At 40.3% G+C, this 16,970-nt stretch carries 16 protein-coding genes and 2 pseudogenes; 3 read left to right on the forward strand and 15 right to left on the reverse strand.

What is annotated here, in order from left to right; genetic code table 11:
- The 6 genes and pseudogenes from JCM12259_RS14725 to JCM12259_RS14735 all read right to left on the reverse strand — a co-directional run.
- On the reverse strand, nucleotides 1–603 hold a 603-nt coding region (locus JCM12259_RS14725; protein ID WP_036888849.1), incomplete at its 3' end, for a TraG family conjugative transposon ATPase.
- Nucleotides 600–935: a DUF4133 domain-containing protein gene (locus tag JCM12259_RS08915; protein ID WP_004365136.1), complete on the reverse strand. Its 336-nt coding sequence runs from the start codon at nucleotides 933–935 to the stop codon at nucleotides 600–602. The genes JCM12259_RS08915 and JCM12259_RS14725, both read right to left, overlap by 4 nt.
- Nucleotides 936–939: 4 nt before the next feature.
- Nucleotides 940–1,241, reverse strand: a pseudogene (locus tag JCM12259_RS14730) (DUF4134 domain-containing protein).
- 141 nt (nucleotides 1,242–1,382) lie between these two features.
- On the reverse strand, nucleotides 1,383–2,192 hold the full coding sequence (locus JCM12259_RS08925) for a hypothetical protein (protein ID WP_025066198.1): 810 nt from the start codon (nucleotides 2,190–2,192) through the stop codon (nucleotides 1,383–1,385).
- Nucleotides 2,189–2,722, reverse strand: coding sequence for a DUF3408 domain-containing protein (locus tag JCM12259_RS08930; RefSeq protein ID WP_025066199.1), 534 nt, complete (start codon nucleotides 2,720–2,722; stop codon nucleotides 2,189–2,191). Before JCM12259_RS08930 ends, JCM12259_RS08925 begins: the two co-directional genes overlap by 4 nt.
- Nucleotides 2,719–3,515, reverse strand: a pseudogene (locus JCM12259_RS14735) (ParA family protein). The gene JCM12259_RS08930 and the pseudogene JCM12259_RS14735 overlap by 4 nt, the downstream one beginning before the upstream one ends.
- Before the next feature lie 551 nt (nucleotides 3,516–4,066).
- Here JCM12259_RS14735 and JCM12259_RS08940 point away from each other — a divergent pair.
- The 3 genes from JCM12259_RS08940 to mobC all read left to right on the forward strand — a co-directional run bounded on the left by JCM12259_RS08940 (nucleotide 4,067) and on the right by mobC (nucleotide 7,832).
- Nucleotides 4,067–4,486 (forward strand): plasmid mobilization protein, encoded by a 420-nt coding sequence (locus JCM12259_RS08940; RefSeq protein WP_148299606.1) that lies wholly within the window; start codon nucleotides 4,067–4,069, stop codon nucleotides 4,484–4,486.
- Nucleotides 4,483–5,763: a conjugal transfer protein MobB gene (mobB, locus tag JCM12259_RS08945; protein ID WP_025066201.1), complete on the forward strand. Its 1,281-nt coding sequence runs from the start codon at nucleotides 4,483–4,485 to the stop codon at nucleotides 5,761–5,763. The genes JCM12259_RS08940 and mobB overlap by 4 nt, the downstream gene beginning before the upstream one ends.
- A 65-nt stretch (nucleotides 5,764–5,828) precedes the next feature.
- Nucleotides 5,829–7,832, forward strand: coding sequence for a conjugal transfer protein MobC (gene mobC, locus JCM12259_RS08950; RefSeq protein WP_025066202.1), 2,004 nt, complete (start codon nucleotides 5,829–5,831; stop codon nucleotides 7,830–7,832).
- Between the two features lie 358 nt (nucleotides 7,833–8,190).
- On the opposite strand, the gene JCM12259_RS08960 is transcribed toward mobC, so the two are convergent.
- The 9 genes from JCM12259_RS08960 to JCM12259_RS17340 all read right to left on the reverse strand — a co-directional run bounded on the left by JCM12259_RS08960 (nucleotide 8,191) and on the right by JCM12259_RS17340 (nucleotide 16,958).
- Nucleotides 8,191–8,769 (reverse strand): glycosyltransferase family protein, encoded by a 579-nt coding sequence (locus JCM12259_RS08960; protein ID WP_025066203.1) that lies wholly within the window; start codon nucleotides 8,767–8,769, stop codon nucleotides 8,191–8,193.
- A 103-nt stretch (nucleotides 8,770–8,872) separates the two neighbouring features.
- The gene (locus tag JCM12259_RS08965; protein WP_234396587.1) at nucleotides 8,873–9,442 is read right to left on the reverse strand and encodes a hypothetical protein; all 570 of its coding nucleotides are present in this window, start codon (nucleotides 9,440–9,442) and stop codon (nucleotides 8,873–8,875) included.
- Entirely contained in the window at nucleotides 9,430–10,206 is a 777-nt protein-coding gene (locus tag JCM12259_RS08970) for a galactosyltransferase-related protein (RefSeq protein ID WP_025066205.1), read from the reverse strand. The genes JCM12259_RS08965 and JCM12259_RS08970 overlap by 13 nt, the downstream gene beginning before the upstream one ends.
- Nucleotides 10,197–10,898 carry a lanthionine synthetase LanC family protein gene (locus JCM12259_RS14740; protein WP_025066206.1) on the reverse strand — a complete coding sequence of 234 codons (702 nt, stop codon included), beginning with the start codon at nucleotides 10,896–10,898 and terminating at the stop codon, nucleotides 10,197–10,199. Before JCM12259_RS14740 ends, JCM12259_RS08970 begins: the two co-directional genes overlap by 10 nt.
- Nucleotide 10,899: 1 nt before the next feature.
- A complete protein-coding gene (locus JCM12259_RS08980) occupies nucleotides 10,900–12,228 on the reverse strand; it encodes an HlyD family secretion protein (protein ID WP_025066207.1) in 1,329 nt (442 codons plus the stop codon).
- Nucleotides 12,229–12,235: 7 nt separating this feature from the next.
- The gene (locus JCM12259_RS08985) at nucleotides 12,236–14,443 is read right to left on the reverse strand and encodes a peptidase domain-containing ABC transporter (RefSeq protein WP_025066208.1); all 2,208 of its coding nucleotides are present in this window, start codon (nucleotides 14,441–14,443) and stop codon (nucleotides 12,236–12,238) included.
- Nucleotides 14,444–15,700 carry a TIGR04150 pseudo-rSAM protein gene (locus JCM12259_RS08990; protein ID WP_025066209.1) on the reverse strand — a complete coding sequence of 419 codons (1,257 nt, stop codon included), beginning with the start codon at nucleotides 15,698–15,700 and terminating at the stop codon, nucleotides 14,444–14,446.
- Nucleotides 15,701–15,705: 5 nt separating this feature from the next.
- Complete coding sequence (locus tag JCM12259_RS17335) at nucleotides 15,706–16,290, reverse strand: hypothetical protein (RefSeq protein ID WP_234396588.1); 585 nt, start codon at nucleotides 16,288–16,290, stop codon at nucleotides 15,706–15,708.
- On the reverse strand, nucleotides 16,287–16,958 hold the full coding sequence (locus JCM12259_RS17340; protein ID WP_234396589.1) for a radical SAM peptide maturase: 672 nt from the start codon (nucleotides 16,956–16,958) through the stop codon (nucleotides 16,287–16,289). Before JCM12259_RS17340 ends, JCM12259_RS17335 begins: the two co-directional genes overlap by 4 nt.
- Between the last annotated feature and the right edge of the window lie 12 nt (nucleotides 16,959–16,970).

The raw sequence follows: 16,970 nt of genomic DNA on the forward strand, positions 1-16,970 counted from the left end.
TGAAGCATGTCCCTCTTCAGATAGAGAGAAATACCTGTCAAGCAGACCGCCTCTTTCCTTTGTGCCTACCAATTCCTCTTCCGTCATGCGGATAATCCTTATCTGTTCGGTATCGTTGATGATACGCTCGAACTGATCGACGGCTTCCATGAACTTCATCACCTCGTCTTTGTTGGTGATTTCCTTGGGCAGCAGGTGTCCACGACAGAGCGAGGAAAAATTGCTCTGCTGTGCCATACGCTGCTTGTTGGTCTTGGTAAGGAAGAGATAGACAGAGTGGTGGAGATACGGACGTTCGTTGAAGTGCCGTTCCGATGCACGGGCAAGGAAACTCAATCCACCCTCGGAGAGCTTGCCTTGGTAGTCCTCCTTAATGAACCAGTCCTGCTTGTGTACGATGCTGTAATTGGGTAGCACCTTGATTGCCTTGTGCCAAGCCGAGTGCATTGCTTCGTATTCTGTAGAGGTAACGGTGAAGAGTTCTGGCAGTTCCACACGGAAAGCCACCGTGATGTCAGCATCCTTGCTCACCAGGCAGCCCTGCTCTATGGAGAGCAGCGGAAACTTCGATTCCAAGGTTGTTATCTTGCTTTTATTTCTCATTGCTTCGCTTTCTTTGGTTGAAGGTTACGGATAAGGTGGCAGACCGTACGGCGGTTCACAAGGTAGCGTGGGTGCATACGCACTGCTCCTTTCTTCATCAGTCCGTACTGCCCGTACTTTCTGTTCATGGTGAACGTTTGCCACACCACTATGGTGGCACCCACTACACCTATGACAAGACAGGCTATCTGACTGATGCCGCAGAGATAGAGAATGACCACGAGAATGAAGACTGCCAGCAGCCCTCCTGCAAAGAGGAAGAGGTACTGTGCCTTCAAGCCCTTGAACTCTACCGTCCGGCCTACACCCTTGTTGATTTCAAATGCTGCCATCGCCTTACAGGAAGAAACTTCTCAAGATAGTGGCAGCCACGATGAGAAAGATACACGCACCAAACCAAGAGGCTGCGGTCTTGCTCGTATCGGGGTCACCACTTGAGAACTTGTTATACACTTTTATTCCTCCTATCAACCCCACTACCGCCCCTACGGCATAAATGAGTTTCGTGCCGGGGTCGAAGTAGGAGGTTACCATTTTCGTTGCTTCATTGATTCCGGCAATACCGTTGCCCTGTGCGTATGCTCCTATGGCGGTAGCGTCAGCAGGAACAGCAGCATCATGATTTTCTTTTTGTCCATTGTTCTGTTTATTTTAAGTTGTTAATGAATATTCTTTAATGGGAGGAGATGGTGGGGCTGGTTCTGTCTTATCGTATGGGCTTGTTTTACCAGTGAGCCGCCCCGTCCGTTACTCCTTCCCTGTTTGCAATATGGATTGTTTTACAGATAGTAGGAAAGCGGCTTTTCTTCCGTCGTTCCCTCGTTATTGTTTTCATTGTCTGTCTCAGGGGCAGAAGTCATTTTTGTATCATTCTCCTGCAACTCCGCTTCTTCCACTTTACGGATGGCAGCGAGCAGTTTCTGATGGTCTTGCTCCTGTCCGAGTGCGGCTTCTTTCATGTATTCCATGAGCTCAGTCCCTCGTATCGCTTGCAGCGTTTTGTGAACCTCCGTTTCGCTTTCCTCATCGAGTGCATCGTCATTCCTGTGCCAACCGTTGACACGGATAATGTCCCTTGCGAGGATACTGGACGGTGATACTTCGGGCAGAGAATCGTCTGCTATCAGGCTTTCACCTTGTCCGCCGATTTCCAATTCCAGTTCCTCACGGGCTATGGTGTCCTCATCTGGTTCGTCCATCGTATAATCGACATCCATCTCATTGTCGTCCTCCTCTGCGGTACTTCCTGCTTTTTCGGTCGCGCCCTGCCCTGTTTGGGTGTTTTGCCCTGCAAAAGTATCAGAAATTTTGGCTGAATTTTCAGACGAGGAAACAGCGGGAATTTCGGGGACAGACGGAGAAATGAAAGGTTTGCTCCTGCCTACCAGAATATGGCGGGCACTGTCAATTTGCTCTTGGGAAACGGAAGGTTTGGGACTTTCACTGGGCTTGCCAGCTTTCTGTTTCGGAGTGTTCTTACCTGATAGGGCTGCTGAGTCTTGAAAAAGCCTCCAAAGGTATGCGATGCCGAGGGTCACCCATGCAATCCCCAGCAGGAGCAATATGCCCAACAATATATCTATTATCATAAGTCTATGATCTTATCGCGCCTGCGTTGTGAGGCGGTATGGTTCAACAAATCCTGATACGTTTTCAAATGGTCGAGAAGGATATTCTCTATATACCCCGTGATGGAAGCCTCCGACCTGATGTCGCTCAGCACATCACGCAATATCTGGAGAATTTCGGTATGAATACTGAACCCCGATTTGTTACGTCCGTTGCGAACACTCGTCAAAAAACGCTGCTCATATTCCGGAAAGTCCATTGCAGGGGAAAAATCCTTTGTTCTGGCGTTTCTCTTTCGCTTCTCGGGCAGAGCAGTATGGGCGGTGCGGCCATCAAGCGGTATGTCTTTTGATATTTTATCTTCTTGTCCATAATACCCTTGAAGAGAAACACTTTTATCTTCTTCCACTGAATCGGGATCGTCATCCAAATCAATGGGATTGTCAAAGTCAGGTGTATTCTCCTCTGTGCGTTTCTTGACACCAATATCCGCCATCTCTGCCAATTTTTCCTGAAACAGCTTCTCACGTTGTTCTTTTAGAGATTTCATACGCTATCCTCTGTTTTCAAGTTGAGTTTCTCCATGACCTCCCTTACCCACTCGTCCACACCCGTCTGCGGACGGAGAGCCATTGCGGGGGCAGGTAGGAGCATCGGAAAACACCTTTGACACCGCCTTGTGCCAACTCCCTGCTGAATCGTACGGAATTGTAGATACGGGTATCGAAGATCGGCAGTCCCTGCTCCCTCGCATTCTGGCTGAACAGGTCAATGACCGTAGTACTGGCACTGCGGTTGATTTTGTTCCAAAGTAGGAAGAAGTCCTGAATGCGTGAGCCTTCGAAACCGATGCCCAGGTCCCTGATTGTCTTGGCGTATGCAAAACTCGATGCCAGCGACTGTGGGTCGGCTTCTATCGGGGAAATGATATAGTCCATCGTAATGGACAGTTCCATCATGGCGCTTGTAAGGGCATGGCCGGGAAAATCAAAGATAATCAGTTGCGGTGCCGTCTTCATTTTGTGCAGGTATTTCATGACATCGGAAATGGCTCTTTCTGGTTTGCTTCTGATGATATGGTACGATTTCTTGCCGTAGCGGGACAGTCGTTCATGAAGTTCCTTGCCCAGTTCGGGCGAGGACTCGATTAGGTCTCTGTCGCGTTCGCGAAGTTTGTAGAAGGATTCCTGCGTACCGTCGCAGTCCACGACGGCAAGGGAGATGTTCTTCTCGTAGTACAGGATGGATGCCAGCACTTCGGCAAGGCTGCTTTTGCCCACTCCTCCTTTCTGTGAGGCGAAACCCAGATAGATGGGATTTTCTGTTTTCTTTTCCATATTCATAATCGGTTGTTACTTATGTTATAAGTTAAATTATACCTTGGCTGATAAGCCATATCATGTCTATACTTGAAACTATACATTTGCCTCGGCTCAAAAGCTAAGTTTTGACTCCGGTCAATTTTAACTCAGCCCAAAGACATAAAATCATCCGTCGTTCAGACCATTATTGGTTGAATCTTTTTGAGATTGAAACCATCTTTTTTGACTCTTTACCCATACGGATTTTAAGTTGTCCTTCAACTGAATCTGGTTGCAAAATAACAAGGTTTTATCCTAAGTTTCAACTACCTGTGAAGTACAGGGAAATGAAAGGAAAAAGAGTGAATATCATTGATAATGAGATATTTGAAAACTCGCCGTAACTTTGCAGGCGAGAATAATACATGGAGGTATATTCTTCGAAACAGACACCCTTACAGGTGGATGCTTCTATTGCATCAAATCTTGATAGCAGCAAGGTGTGTCTTTGTAACACAAACCGCCGTTTGTACCACAAAGACCCTTGCCCCGAAGGGGGATGAATTACTCCAAAGTCGTAATTAGAAGACCAAATGAATATGAATAAAGGTACAGAATATCGTTTAGAACGAAAAAAGGTAGAAAAGCCACGATGGGACAACTGGCATGTACGGTTGCCCAATCCTAAAGACCAGCAACGGGCGATTGATTTGTTTCAGCGTTCGGGGGCAAAAACGAAGTCGGATTTCGTACGCACTCGCATTCTTGGAGAGAGTTTCAAGGTTATCACGGTGGACAAGTCCGCTGTGGAGTATTACCGAAAACTCTCCGAATTGACGACACAAATCCATAAGATTGGCGTGCTGTATAACCAAGCTGTGCGTGCCATCAACAGCTATCACAGCGTAAAAACCGCACAGATTCTGCTTGAAAGATTGGAGAAAATGTCTGCTCAAATCATTGCCTTGCAGGAGCAGGCCATCAGTCTTACCATAGACTACCGTAAGAAATGATTGCCAAGATTTCTGCCACGGAAAACCTTGGAGGGGCACTCGGCTATAACTTCAAAAAGGTGGAGAAAGGGGAAGCAAGCATTCTCCTTGCCGCTGAGTTGTATCAGGACAGAGAGGGACGTTATACGATGGAGGACGTGCTTGCCGACATGGAGGCTTTGATGCCGAAGAAATGCCGAACGAAGAAGACGGTGTTCCATTGTTCCCTTAATCCGCATCCGGACGATAAAATCTCCGATGAGCAACTCGTGCAGGTAGCCAGGGAGTATATGGAGGCACTCGGCTACGGCAAGCAACCCTATATCGTGTTCAAGCACAACGACATCGCCCGTGAGCATATCCACATTGTGTCACTTCGTGTGGATGATGAAGGACGAAAGATCAACGACCGTTTCGAGAAACGGCGGAGCAAGCAAATTACCGATGCTTTGGAAAGAAAATTTGGTCTCATTCCAAGTTCAAAGGTTAGCGGTAAGGTGGAAACAGAAACGCCCAAGGTGGATATTGATAGAGGAAACATCAAGGAGCAGGTGGCAAGCGTTATCCGCATGGTGCTGAAGCATTATAAGTTCTGTTCATTGGGCGAACTGAATGCCATTCTGAACAAATATAACCTTGCCGTAGAAGAAGTGAAGACGGAGTTTCGGGGAAAGAAGTATGACGGACTGGTCTATGTTCCGACAGATGACAAGAACAATAAAGTAAGCACACCCATCCATGCCTCGGACATCGGCCGTGGTGTGGGCTATACTGCCGTGCAGAACAGGATGCAGAAATCAAAACGAGCCATCAAGCCGCTGATACCAACCATAAGGAACAAGGTGTTACAAACAATGCGTACCTCTCCCAATACGGAGAAAGACCTGCGGAGCAGATTGGAAGAACAAGGTTTGTGTATGGTAATCCGAAAGAATCAAAGCGGACGTATCTATGGTATCACATTCATTGATGACGAAGTGGGCGTTGCACTCAATGGCTCACGCTTAGGCAAGGGATATGCCGCCAACATATTCAATGGCTATTTCTCCAATCCTACGCACAACCCATTCTTGGATGAAACGCTGTATGGCAGTACGTCTGTACATTTGGAACCATCGCCAACCGTTCAACCCTCTCAATCAGATACGGAAGAGGGAAGCAACCTTGTCAATGAACTTATCGAGGATATGGCAGATGGTTTCTTCCTACCTACAGGCAACGATGATTGGAAGGAAGCAGCATGGCAGCGTAAACTGCGCAAACAAAGTAAGATAAAACTTAGACGAAGAAAACATTAAATAAACGAGCATTTCCCCCGCCCCTCCTTTCGGAGGGGCGGGGGAGGCTTCAAAACATTACGATTATGGCACAAGAAGATGATTTAAGGGCATTGGGAAAAGTTATGGACTTTATGCGGGGCATATCGGTGATATTCCTCTTGATTAACTGTTATTGGTTCTGCTATGAAGCTTTCCATACATGGCACTTTACAATAGCTGTAGTGGACAAGATTCTGATGAATTTCCAACGCACGGCGGGCTTATTTTCGTCCATACTTTGGACGAAACTCTTTTGTGTGGTATTCCTTGCACTGTCCTGTCTTGGCACAAAGGGAGTAAAGGAAGAGAAAATCACGTGGCCAAAGATTTGGACAATACTTTTCTCCGGTTTTGTGCTTTTCTTCCTCAACTGGTGGCTCTTAGCATTGCCGATCGGTAAAGTCGGTGCAGCCTCGCTTTATATCTTCACGCTCTCTGTGGGCTATATCTGTCTGCTGATGGGAGGTGTATGGATGAGCCGTTTACTCAAAAACAATCTGATGGACGATGTTTTCAATACAGAAAATGAAAGTTTTATGCAAGAAACAAGGTTGATGGAGAATGAATACTCTGTCAATCTCCCTACACGTTTTTACTATAAGAAGAAATGGAACAATGGTTGGATTAATGTTGTCAATCCGTTCCGGGCTTCAATGGTGCTCGGTACACCGGGTTCTGGTAAGTCGTATGCTATCGTGAACAACTACATCAAGCAACAGATCGAGAAAGGCTTTGCCATGTATATTTACGACTATAAGTTCCCGGATTTGTCTGAAATCGCCTACAATCACCTACTCCATCATTTGGACGCCTACAAGGTAAAACCACAGTTCTTTGTAATCAACTTCGACGACCCACGCAAGAGCCATCGCTGCAACCCTATCAATCCTGTCTTTATGACGGATATATCGGATGCCTACGAGAGTGCCTATACGATTATGCTTAACTTAAACCGCAGTTGGATACAGAAACAGGGAGATTTCTTTGTGGAGTCGCCGATTATTCTTTTGGCTGCCATTATATGGTTCCTCAAAATCTATGAGAACGGAAAGTATTGTACTTTCCCTCATGCCATAGAGTTTCTGAACCGTCCCTACGCACAAATATTCCCAATACTCACCTCCTATGATGAGCTTGCCAATTACCTTTCCCCCTTTATGGACGCTTGGGAGGGCGGAGCGCAAGACCAGTTGCAGGGACAGATTGCCAGTGCCAAGATACCGCTGTCCCGTATGATAAGTCCGGCTCTCTATTGGGTGATGACGGGCGATGACTTTTCACTTGACATCAACAATCCTAATGAGCCGAAAGTACTCGTGGTCGGCAACAATCCCGACCGACAGAATATCTATTCGGCGGCTCTCGGTCTGTACAACAGCCGTATTGTAAAACTCATCAACAAAAAGAAACAACTCAAATCCTCAGTGATTATCGACGAGTTGCCGACTATCTATTTTCGTGGGCTTGATAACTTAATTGCTACCGCTCGAAGCAATAAGGTAGCAGTGTGCTTAGGCTTTCAGGACTTTTCACAGCTTACCCGTGATTATGGCGACAAGGAAAGCAAGGTGATTCAAAATACGGTAGGCAATGTGTTTTCCGGGCAGGTAGTCGGTGAGACGGCTAAGACGCTTTCCGAACGGTTTGGAAAGGTTCTGCAACAGCGGCAGTCCATGACCATTAATCGTAATGATAAGTCCACATCTATTTCTACGCAGATGGACAGCCTTATTCCTGCTTCTAAAATTAGCAATCTCACGCAAGGTATGTTTGTCGGTGCTGTGTCTGACAATTTTGATGAGCGTATCGACCAGAAGATTTTCCACGCAGAGATAGTGGTGGACAGTGCCAAGGTTTCAGCAGAAATGAAAGCTTATCAGTCCATTCCAATGATAACAGATTTCCAAAACGAAGATGGTTCCGACAATCTCAGAGAAACGATCGAAGCCAATTACCGTAAAGTAAAACAAGAGGCTCTCTCATTAGTAGATTCCGAGATTGGACGAATTAAAGATAATCCCTCACTTACTCATTTAATTAAAGTGTAGGTGTATAAGAAAGACCTTTTCTGTCTTCTATGTTTGAATAATTTCGTAGTTTATCTACTGAATGTACAAGCAAACCTATTGTAATTTTCCTCAAATGTCCTCCATAAATGTAAAAGGTGTTTTGCACACTCGCATTATTTTGAATTCGTTGAATTCATATAGAAGCTGTCTTGACTTCTAAAAGTTCTATAAATTGAGAGGAGCTTATTATCTTTGCGTTGGTAAACCAAGATAAACACTCCTCTCATGTACGAAGTTCTGGACAAATATATAATAAAATTTGAAAATCCGCTCATTTGTTGGTGGCAAAACGTGGATATAGATCAAAAAGTGAAAGAAAGAAAAGGTTAAGACGACTTCATAATTTAAATGTTTTTTCAGCGACATTCAAATAATATTGACGAAGTATTTCAATACCTTTCATATCTGTCAATGTGTCAACGTCTATGAATGGTGCACCATTCCTTATGCATCTGAATCTGCCATTCCAAAAAGTACTATTTGTATTTTGAGAGGAAATGACTTTCTTTATAAATTCTGTTTTTATCAGATATATTGCACCGTCTATCATGGGGATAGTCGTACAAGCCTCACCCATCCTGTGCGTATACCTCTTTCTGAAACAAGGGACATCACCTTCAAAGTTCAAATAAAACCGCTCTCTGTTGGGAATTTCAGTGAACGATGTGATAAAATCTATCTCATTAGTTGTTTTTCTATATAAAGAACAACACTGCTGAATAAGACCATTTTCCCTGAAAGGTTGGGTGACGGGCAAGAGAATAAAAGCCTTATGTTTGGTATTCTTAATGAAGTTATAACATGAAACCAACTCGTCCTGTCCTTCTTCCCTGACTTCCAGATATGTATTCAGCCCATATTTCTTTGCCAATTCCAATAAATTAGGACTATCTGATATAACGATGGCGTTATTCATACAATTTTGAGAAGATAGAAATTGTATTGTAAAAGGCAATAATCTACTGTTCTTTTCAGGACACCGCCGACTTATCCCTTTTATGGGAATTAATATTGGGATATTATTCATCTTTAATTCGTGTGACAAGTTCATTCTCAATAAGATTCTTCAAATACCTCTCTTCAATTATTCCTGCACCGTTGTGATAATTCCACAAAGGATTATTATCTATCAGTTCAGCTCTATTTTCTATATCCAAGCATGTGATATATATATCAAATCTGTCTTTCCACGGAGAGTTTAGCAAGTAAGCTAACATCAAGACAGCACTTGTTGGACGTTCAAAACCAATGTCTTGAATTGCCGTTTCATGGTTGATAACTTCTACACTATCATACTGTCGTCTTGTTAAATATATTTTCCATTCTTGAAAACGTTCATACCAATACTGATGCATAAAGATGTTCTTAGCTCTCTTTATCTCATTTTTGTTTTCACCACCTTTAAAGACATATTTAAAAATGTCATTTGCTTCTAAATAGATACCATCAATTCGATTACCCGTGACTCCTAGATTATTCATCCGACTAATTCTGAGTACATAATCAAATGAGTCAACTATCACATGTAATCCGGCTCTGTAAGCAGGTTTGTTTCCCACCAAAATAAGTCGCTCTTTCATTGTTTCCATCTCCATTTATTAATGTATTTTTTAAGTTGGTCACTATTCATCTTACAAATCTCAACAAATTCTTGTACATTGCGTTTACTTCGTTCGTCATATCCAATAGTTGAATTGATTCCTCTTGGATGATACAAATGAAACAACGGCCCTTTTATTCGTTGTGTAGGTTCTTCTAAAATTTCCATACGCTTAAGGCGCTCGGCATCTTCTGGTCCCCATCCATAGAGGTTCTCATTTTCTCCACCAACTTTCAAATAACGTTCCTTGTTTATAACGAATGCCCCTCCAACAGAAGGACGCCCCATTGAAAAGATGTCCATTTTATCAAAATCTTTATTATCCAGAAAGGATACGATGTTTTTCTTTGCAGAATCACTCTGTTCTGGATTTAAAAACAGGCATTGCCCATTATACGGATAACAAAGCGTTATTCCATTTTTAATTGCAATTACAGCTTTCTTGATTTGGGTTGTTGGTAAAATAACGTCAGTATCCCAAATGCCTACAATATTGGTTTTTGACAAATTCAGTAGACGGTTCAGATAGTGTGTTCTATGAAAAATAGGATTATCGTCTTGAACAAAAATTTGCTCTAATCTGTCACTCTTCTCTTCGCGGTGATAATGCTGTTCTGTGTCCGCCTCTAAAAGAATAATAAACGCATTCGTCGTATTCAGCAACGAAAATAATACTGCATCTAAATTCTCTTTACGTTCCTTACAATCAATTCGAACGGGTATGACAATAGTGAATTCTGAAGTCAAATCCATGGTTTCAATACTTTTAATGATGGTATTCCTAATAATTCATAATTATCCACTACTCGGCAATTAAAGTCTATCATCTTACGTAGGCACATTGTTGCAAGTCTCTCAACTTTATGGTTGAATACGTTCAGTTTATATAAGCGGGCAAGCAGAAAGTAAGCATCATTATAGCCTTGCTTATCTACAGTCTTCAAGACCTGCTCTTCCAGCCAGTCTATCAGATAAATCAAATACTCCTTCAATTTTAAGACAATCATACTCTTGTCATCATTATTTCGGTATCTTAAACGATGATACAGATAGTAGCCAATTCCACAAATGCCTTTACCAAAATCAAGATCGTTAATAGAACGGGAATCGATGATACTTTTAGCAACAATGTCTATTTCAGATAAGATATCATCGCTATCAGCATTTACAAATCCTTTACAGATAATATGTTCAAAACCACATCCGATACCAATTAGCCCATTATCGAAAGTAAGGGGAAGATTCAATGAAAGTTGTTTATAAACAGCATCTATTAGCTTAGAAGCCTCATGTTCATATTCCTTACTTTTAGTAATTTGTGAAGCATAGAGCAAGTATATGGCAATGCCCATTTTCCCGCTCCAAAGACCAATGTCTGGGAGACAGGTTCCTTTTTCTATCAGACGTGTTGTATAGTTCTTCAAAAGAATGTATTCTTTTCCCATTTCACTGTTGTTTTTTAATAATTTTTTTTATTGGCATGAAAAAGCGTTCTATTAGCCGTAGATTTTCCGTAATGATATCTGCATTTCCACGCATTTGAGGAAACACAGGAAGCAATTTCCCATAGTTGGTTTTCATTCCATTGGGGAAAGAAACATCTACGGCATAGAAACCTCGTGCATCAGGGATATTCGATATTTTTTCCACTTTTCCGAGTAAATAGCCAAATTCCAGATCTGGAAAATTGCTGATACGTACATTTACTCGTTGGCCAACCTGTACTTTCCCAGCTCCATGTGCAGGAAGCAAAGCTTTTCCTTTAATAGGTCCCCGATTCGCGGGCATGATCATAAATACAACTTCTCCAACCTTAACATTTTGATTTCTATTCCAACTATCATACATTGGGGTAATGATACCATTGATGGGACTTGATAAAAGATAGTTTCGTTCCCACAATCTTACCTGGCTAATCAATATTTTTTTGGCATTTTGCAATGACAATCTATACTCTGTTTCTCGTTCTGCAGCTTGTTGTTGCAATTTCAATAGGTTTTCTTTATCTCTCATCAACTGAATTTCAGTTTGCTTGACTGAGGTACTAAGTAAGAATAGCGATTGCTTATTTTGCATGAAATGTATTAGTGATGTATTATACTCACTCTCAGGTATCATTTTCTTGACACCACGGATTGAGTCTTGCTCAACGATGTTTTTATTTGATTGAAGCTGTTTCCTTTCAGCAGATACCTGCTTAACGATATCATTGTAGTACTCTTTTTGAGTTAACATCTGCAATTTTTGTAATGCAATTCTTTGTGTGTAATAATTTGATTCCTTGTAGCTCAGATAATCATCTAAACAGCTTACAAAAGTATTATAGGCATACTGGACAGGTCCTAATGAGAATGATTTTCCTGTAAATAATTCTTTTGCTACAGTTTCCGAATATTCAGATGCCTCCCATGCATGTATCATTTTTATTAGTGTAAGCATGTCTTGGGTCTTGGCGGGATTTTGAATGACCGCCAATGGTGTCCCTGCTGTAACCATTATATTATTCTTTATATTATTCTTGGTAAGAAAACTGTCTATCTTTCCCGTTGAATGGGCTGTTATTGTTGCTGGCTGTTCCATAGATGTAACTACAATTTCTGTCTGTATTACATCAGGATATTTGAAAAACCAACTACCTACTAGCAAGAATATCACAATAACAAATAATACAGTAATTCCATGACAAAGAAGCCATGATGGCATTTCTCCCATTATTTCCTGCACCTCTTCACTGTGAAGTTCTATTTCTTTGTTTTTATTTTCTTCTTTGTCCATTATTCCATCAATTACCTAATTCCAATTGATTTTTGACCAATCTATAATATATTCCACGCAAAGCAATCAATTCTTCGTGTGTGCCTTCTTCGACTACCTTTCCTTGATCCAATACCACTATTTTGTCTGCATTACGCACTGTGCTTAGTCTATGTGCTACCACAACAACAGTTTTACCTTTATAAAACTCATGCAGATGTTTCATTATTTCCTTTTCGTTATTGGCATCCAATGCGTTGGTGGCTTCATCAAGAAAAATAAATTCAGGATTTTTGTATACGGCACGGGCTATAAGGATACGCTGACGTTGCCCTTGGCTGATGCCATTTCCTTCCATTCCAATTTTGGTATTATAACCTAAGGGTAGGCTATCAATAAAATCTCGGACATTAGCTATTGTTACAGCATGTCGTAGCCTTTTGATGTCTATATTATCATCCCCTACACCAATGTTTTGCGCAATAGTTTCGGAAAAAATAAAACCATCCTGCATTACCGAACCTGATTTGCTGCGCCATAAGTGCGGATTGATTATGCTTAATGGGGTCTCACCGATTTTAATTGTCCCCTTATTTGGTTCATAGAACCCCAATAACAGCTTTATTAATGTAGTTTTTCCACTTCCGCTAGCCCCCACAATGGCAGTGACTTTTTCTTGTGGGATGGTCAGGCAGATGTTATCTAACACATAATCACGCTCGGCACCGTCATAGCTAAAAGAGAGATTCTCTATGTTAATGTCTCGTTTGTTAGGCAGGATGGTCAGTTTGCTCTCTATCGTTTCTTCCTCATCTTCCTTTCCATGAATTTCATTCAACCGTTCCAAACTGATCTGTGCATCTTGGAACAAGCGGGCAAAGTCGATGAACTGCTCCACAGGGGCTGTTAACTGCCCGATAATATAAGTGAGAGCCATCATCATTCCCAATGTCATATTTCCATCTACTACAGTTTTGGCAGCAATGAATGAGATAATGATATTTGTAGTTTGGCTAAAGAAAACAGAACCAATTTGTTGAAGTTGACCAAGTATTAATCCTTTAACACCAATCTTGAATAACTTTACCTGAATGCGCTCCCATTGCCATCGTTTCTGTTTCTCGCAGTTGTTCAGTTTGATTTCTTGCATTCCCGTTATAAGCTGAATGATGTTGCTTTGTTCACCTGCTGATTGGGCAAACCTTTTATAGTCCAACTCACGCCGGTATCTCATAAAGAATAAAATCCAAAGTATGTACAAAGTGTTTCCCGTAAGGAAAATCACGAGGATAGTTAAATTATAGTATGCCAGCACAAGAGTAAATACAAAGAAGCTGATAAACGAGAAGAGCGTACTGATAGAGTTCCCTGTAAGGAACGATTCAATACGTCCGTGATCACCAATGCGTTGCATGATGTCTCCCGTCATTTTTGTATCGAAATATCGAAGTGGTAGCTTCATTAATTTTATAAGGAAATCAGAAATTAGGGCGATGTTTATCCGAGTATTTATATGTAATAAAATCCAGCTACGGATAAATTCCACAGATAAGCGAGCAATGAAGATAACCAATTGGGCAATTAGCACTAATGTAATAAAATTAATATTTCCATTTCGTATGCCTACATCCACTAAAGATTGGGTAAGAAAAGGAAAAATCAGTTGTAGGATACTGACAACAAGCATTCCCAACACTAACTGTCCCAATTGGCTTTTGTAAGGTGAGAGATAGCGAAGGAAATGGTATAAACTACGGCTGGTATTTTCTTTTTCATCCTCGTGTTCGAAAAATTCTGGACCGGGTTCTAAAAGTAGTGCTGTACCCTTTTCTTCATTATTTTTTATTGCGCTATACCAGCATTTTTTGAATTCGATTTCATCATATGTTACCAGGCCTAATGCGGGATCTGCAACGTAAATATGGTGTCCCCTTTTTCTATTTTGACTAATCTTGTATACTACCACAAAATGGTTTTGTTTCCAATGAACAATGCAAGGTAATAGTGCTTCATTTACCAATTGGTCAAATGAGATCATTACTCCTGATGTACGGAAGCCGATGTATTCTGCGGCATCACTTATTCCCAGCATGGATACTCCCTCGCGTGTAATGAACGAATGGCGACGGAGAGTTTCCAAGCTATAGTGTCTGCCATAGTGTTTGGCTATCATACGGAGACACGTAGGACCGCAATCCATAGCATCAAGTTGAATAAATTTGGGGAAAGATTTCATTTAGAACTTAATATGACATAAATTGGGTTTACCTATGACCATTTCATAGTTTGAAGGGGGTGGACACAAAAATTGATATAAACAACTCTTACAAATATCATTGTCCCTTATAACTCTCCAAGCAGAATTATCTACCATTTCATTGTAAATTAATTCCAAAATAGTGTCTTGATAAATATTCCCTATCGTTTTGGTATTTATATTTGCTTTTATCGAACCATTAGAGAGAATTGTTAGGCTGCCAAAATTATTTGCATTCAATTTCTGATTCCGAAATATTTCTCTCATGCTGATTACCGAAGAGAAAATATCTTCTTTTTCAAGAAATACATTCTCAGAAAAGAAATCTATATTATTACCCGTGTATATAGGGGTTACAGAAAATTCTTTTATACCAATGCGTTCAATTAAGTTTACTGCTATTCCATATTGTTCTTCATTTTCAATTAAAAAATGGAACTTAGAGCGTGTTCCATATTCACGAAACACGGTATGGAGGGAAGATATTTGTATAGGAAATGTAACCAAAATCTCATAAACAATATTATTTGGTAAAAACCTAGTGCCTTGGGAAGGAAAGTTCAAACAATTTACCCAAAGGTGAAAATCAAACTCAAACTCGTTCATTAGAAGAGTTAAATTATCCCAATAGGTGTATTTAAAAATATTTCCCCCTAATATATTTATCCTTTTCACCCGAGAGAATGTCAATTGATTTAACGCTTTCTGTAAGACACTTGGGTGTAGTTCATTATCCATATGAGACTTAAAACACGACTTGACTTGTTTGTAATACTTTGAACAAGCAGAACATTCATGTGTACATTTCCCATTAATATAAATATTTAACTCAGACAAATAGCTTATCAGATCTGGAATAATTAAAGAGAAATCATTTTTATTTTTTAATTTATCCACGTCTTTAGAAAGACTTAAAATTGGCAGCAAATTAATTGGTTTTTGTTTCTCATCATCAATAGCTATCACCCTTCCCATTTCCAACTTAACAATAGTTTTAATAAAGGCTATCAACTCTGTGTTGTCTGACTTTAGTATAGGAAGTTTTATTACTCCCAAATTGCCTGGTTTATAAACTTCCCTTATCAACAGAATACAACTCTGATGTTCAACCTCAAGTTTTCCTCCCGTACAGGTATGATAAAGCAGTAGCTTTGCTTCTTCAAAAACCTCGGCTACATAAACATCCGGTGAAAGGTAAAACCAATATGGTTTAGAGAAATCAATTTGATTGGTCATATTATTTACTCAATTATTACATCATTCATAATTCGGTCATAGGCCTCGGGATTGCGGGCAAGAAAAGAGTATTGTGCATTGGAGTACATTTCAACATCTTTTTTATCCATAAATCCGAGACATTCTGGTGTCTCATTCTCATCAATTTCTGGTAAATTGAAAAGGCATTGAGTACATGCCTTTTTGTTATGGCACTTACTACATACATGATCCATCTTTGCATAATAGGCGTTATACTTTTGTGAAATAGCTTCAAAGTCTAAATCAATCTTACTCCCATCAATTTTTCCTAGAGCAAATTGATGCCCAATCCGTTCACAAGGCAAGATTTTTCCATTGACCGTAATGAATACTTTTTTTGCAAAAGGTAAGCAAGTTCCAGTTGGGAAAATTAACTTCTCGCTGGTTTTACCATATAATAATTCATTATAATTCTCGTATCTGAATTTGGAATATTGCATCAAAAAAACTGTCGCGGAATGAAATGTAGGGCTTTTCAGAAACATATCTTTCTCAATTTCTGAGTAATGCTCAGACTGTAACAGACTTTCTGTTGAATTTTTGTATGTTTTGTTAAACTCCTCTATCATTCTTTACGAATCCCAGTAGCATTTAATTCACCAATACTGGGAATTTTGTTATACCTTTCTTTAAAAAAAGAGTATATGCTATCAAAAGAATTTCGATTATGCAAAACAGCATTAAAATTCACATGGTCTTCAAAATATCTAGGATATTTTTCTTTTAGTTTGTCAACATTTTTTACAATTCTGTCAAAAGAATTTTTACCATTAGCGTCAATGCGATAAGATGTATTGTATTCATTTCCATCTAAACTTATTAGTAAATCAAAATCATGCTCTACTAAATAACCCATAAATCTATCAAGTAGTATAGCATTTGTGGTCATAGAAAAGGTGAATTTTCTTGTTTTACAATTTGCCGTCTGTAAATGATTTACAATTTTTCGGATAAACGGGAAATTAAGCAATGGTTCACCTCCGTAAAAACTGATGTATACATTTTGATTTACAGAAGTATTAAAAGTAGAATTCCACAAATCAATCAAAAAGTCAATGAATTTAATTACCTTTGGGGTAGATAACATTTGACTTTTTCTTTCATCATAATCGGAATAAAATTTTCCATAACCGCAATACTCACATCTCAGATTGCACGCATCCGTCACTTCAAAAGTTACTTGAGGAGTATTTGCTAAACATTTCCTTATGTCATCAGGCTTTAAGTATTCTTTCATAAATAATTACAG

Origin of the sequence: Hoylesella enoeca JCM 12259 (genome assembly GCF_000613405.1) — a bacterium.
Taxonomy (GTDB): domain Bacteria; phylum Bacteroidota; class Bacteroidia; order Bacteroidales; family Bacteroidaceae; genus Prevotella; species Prevotella enoeca.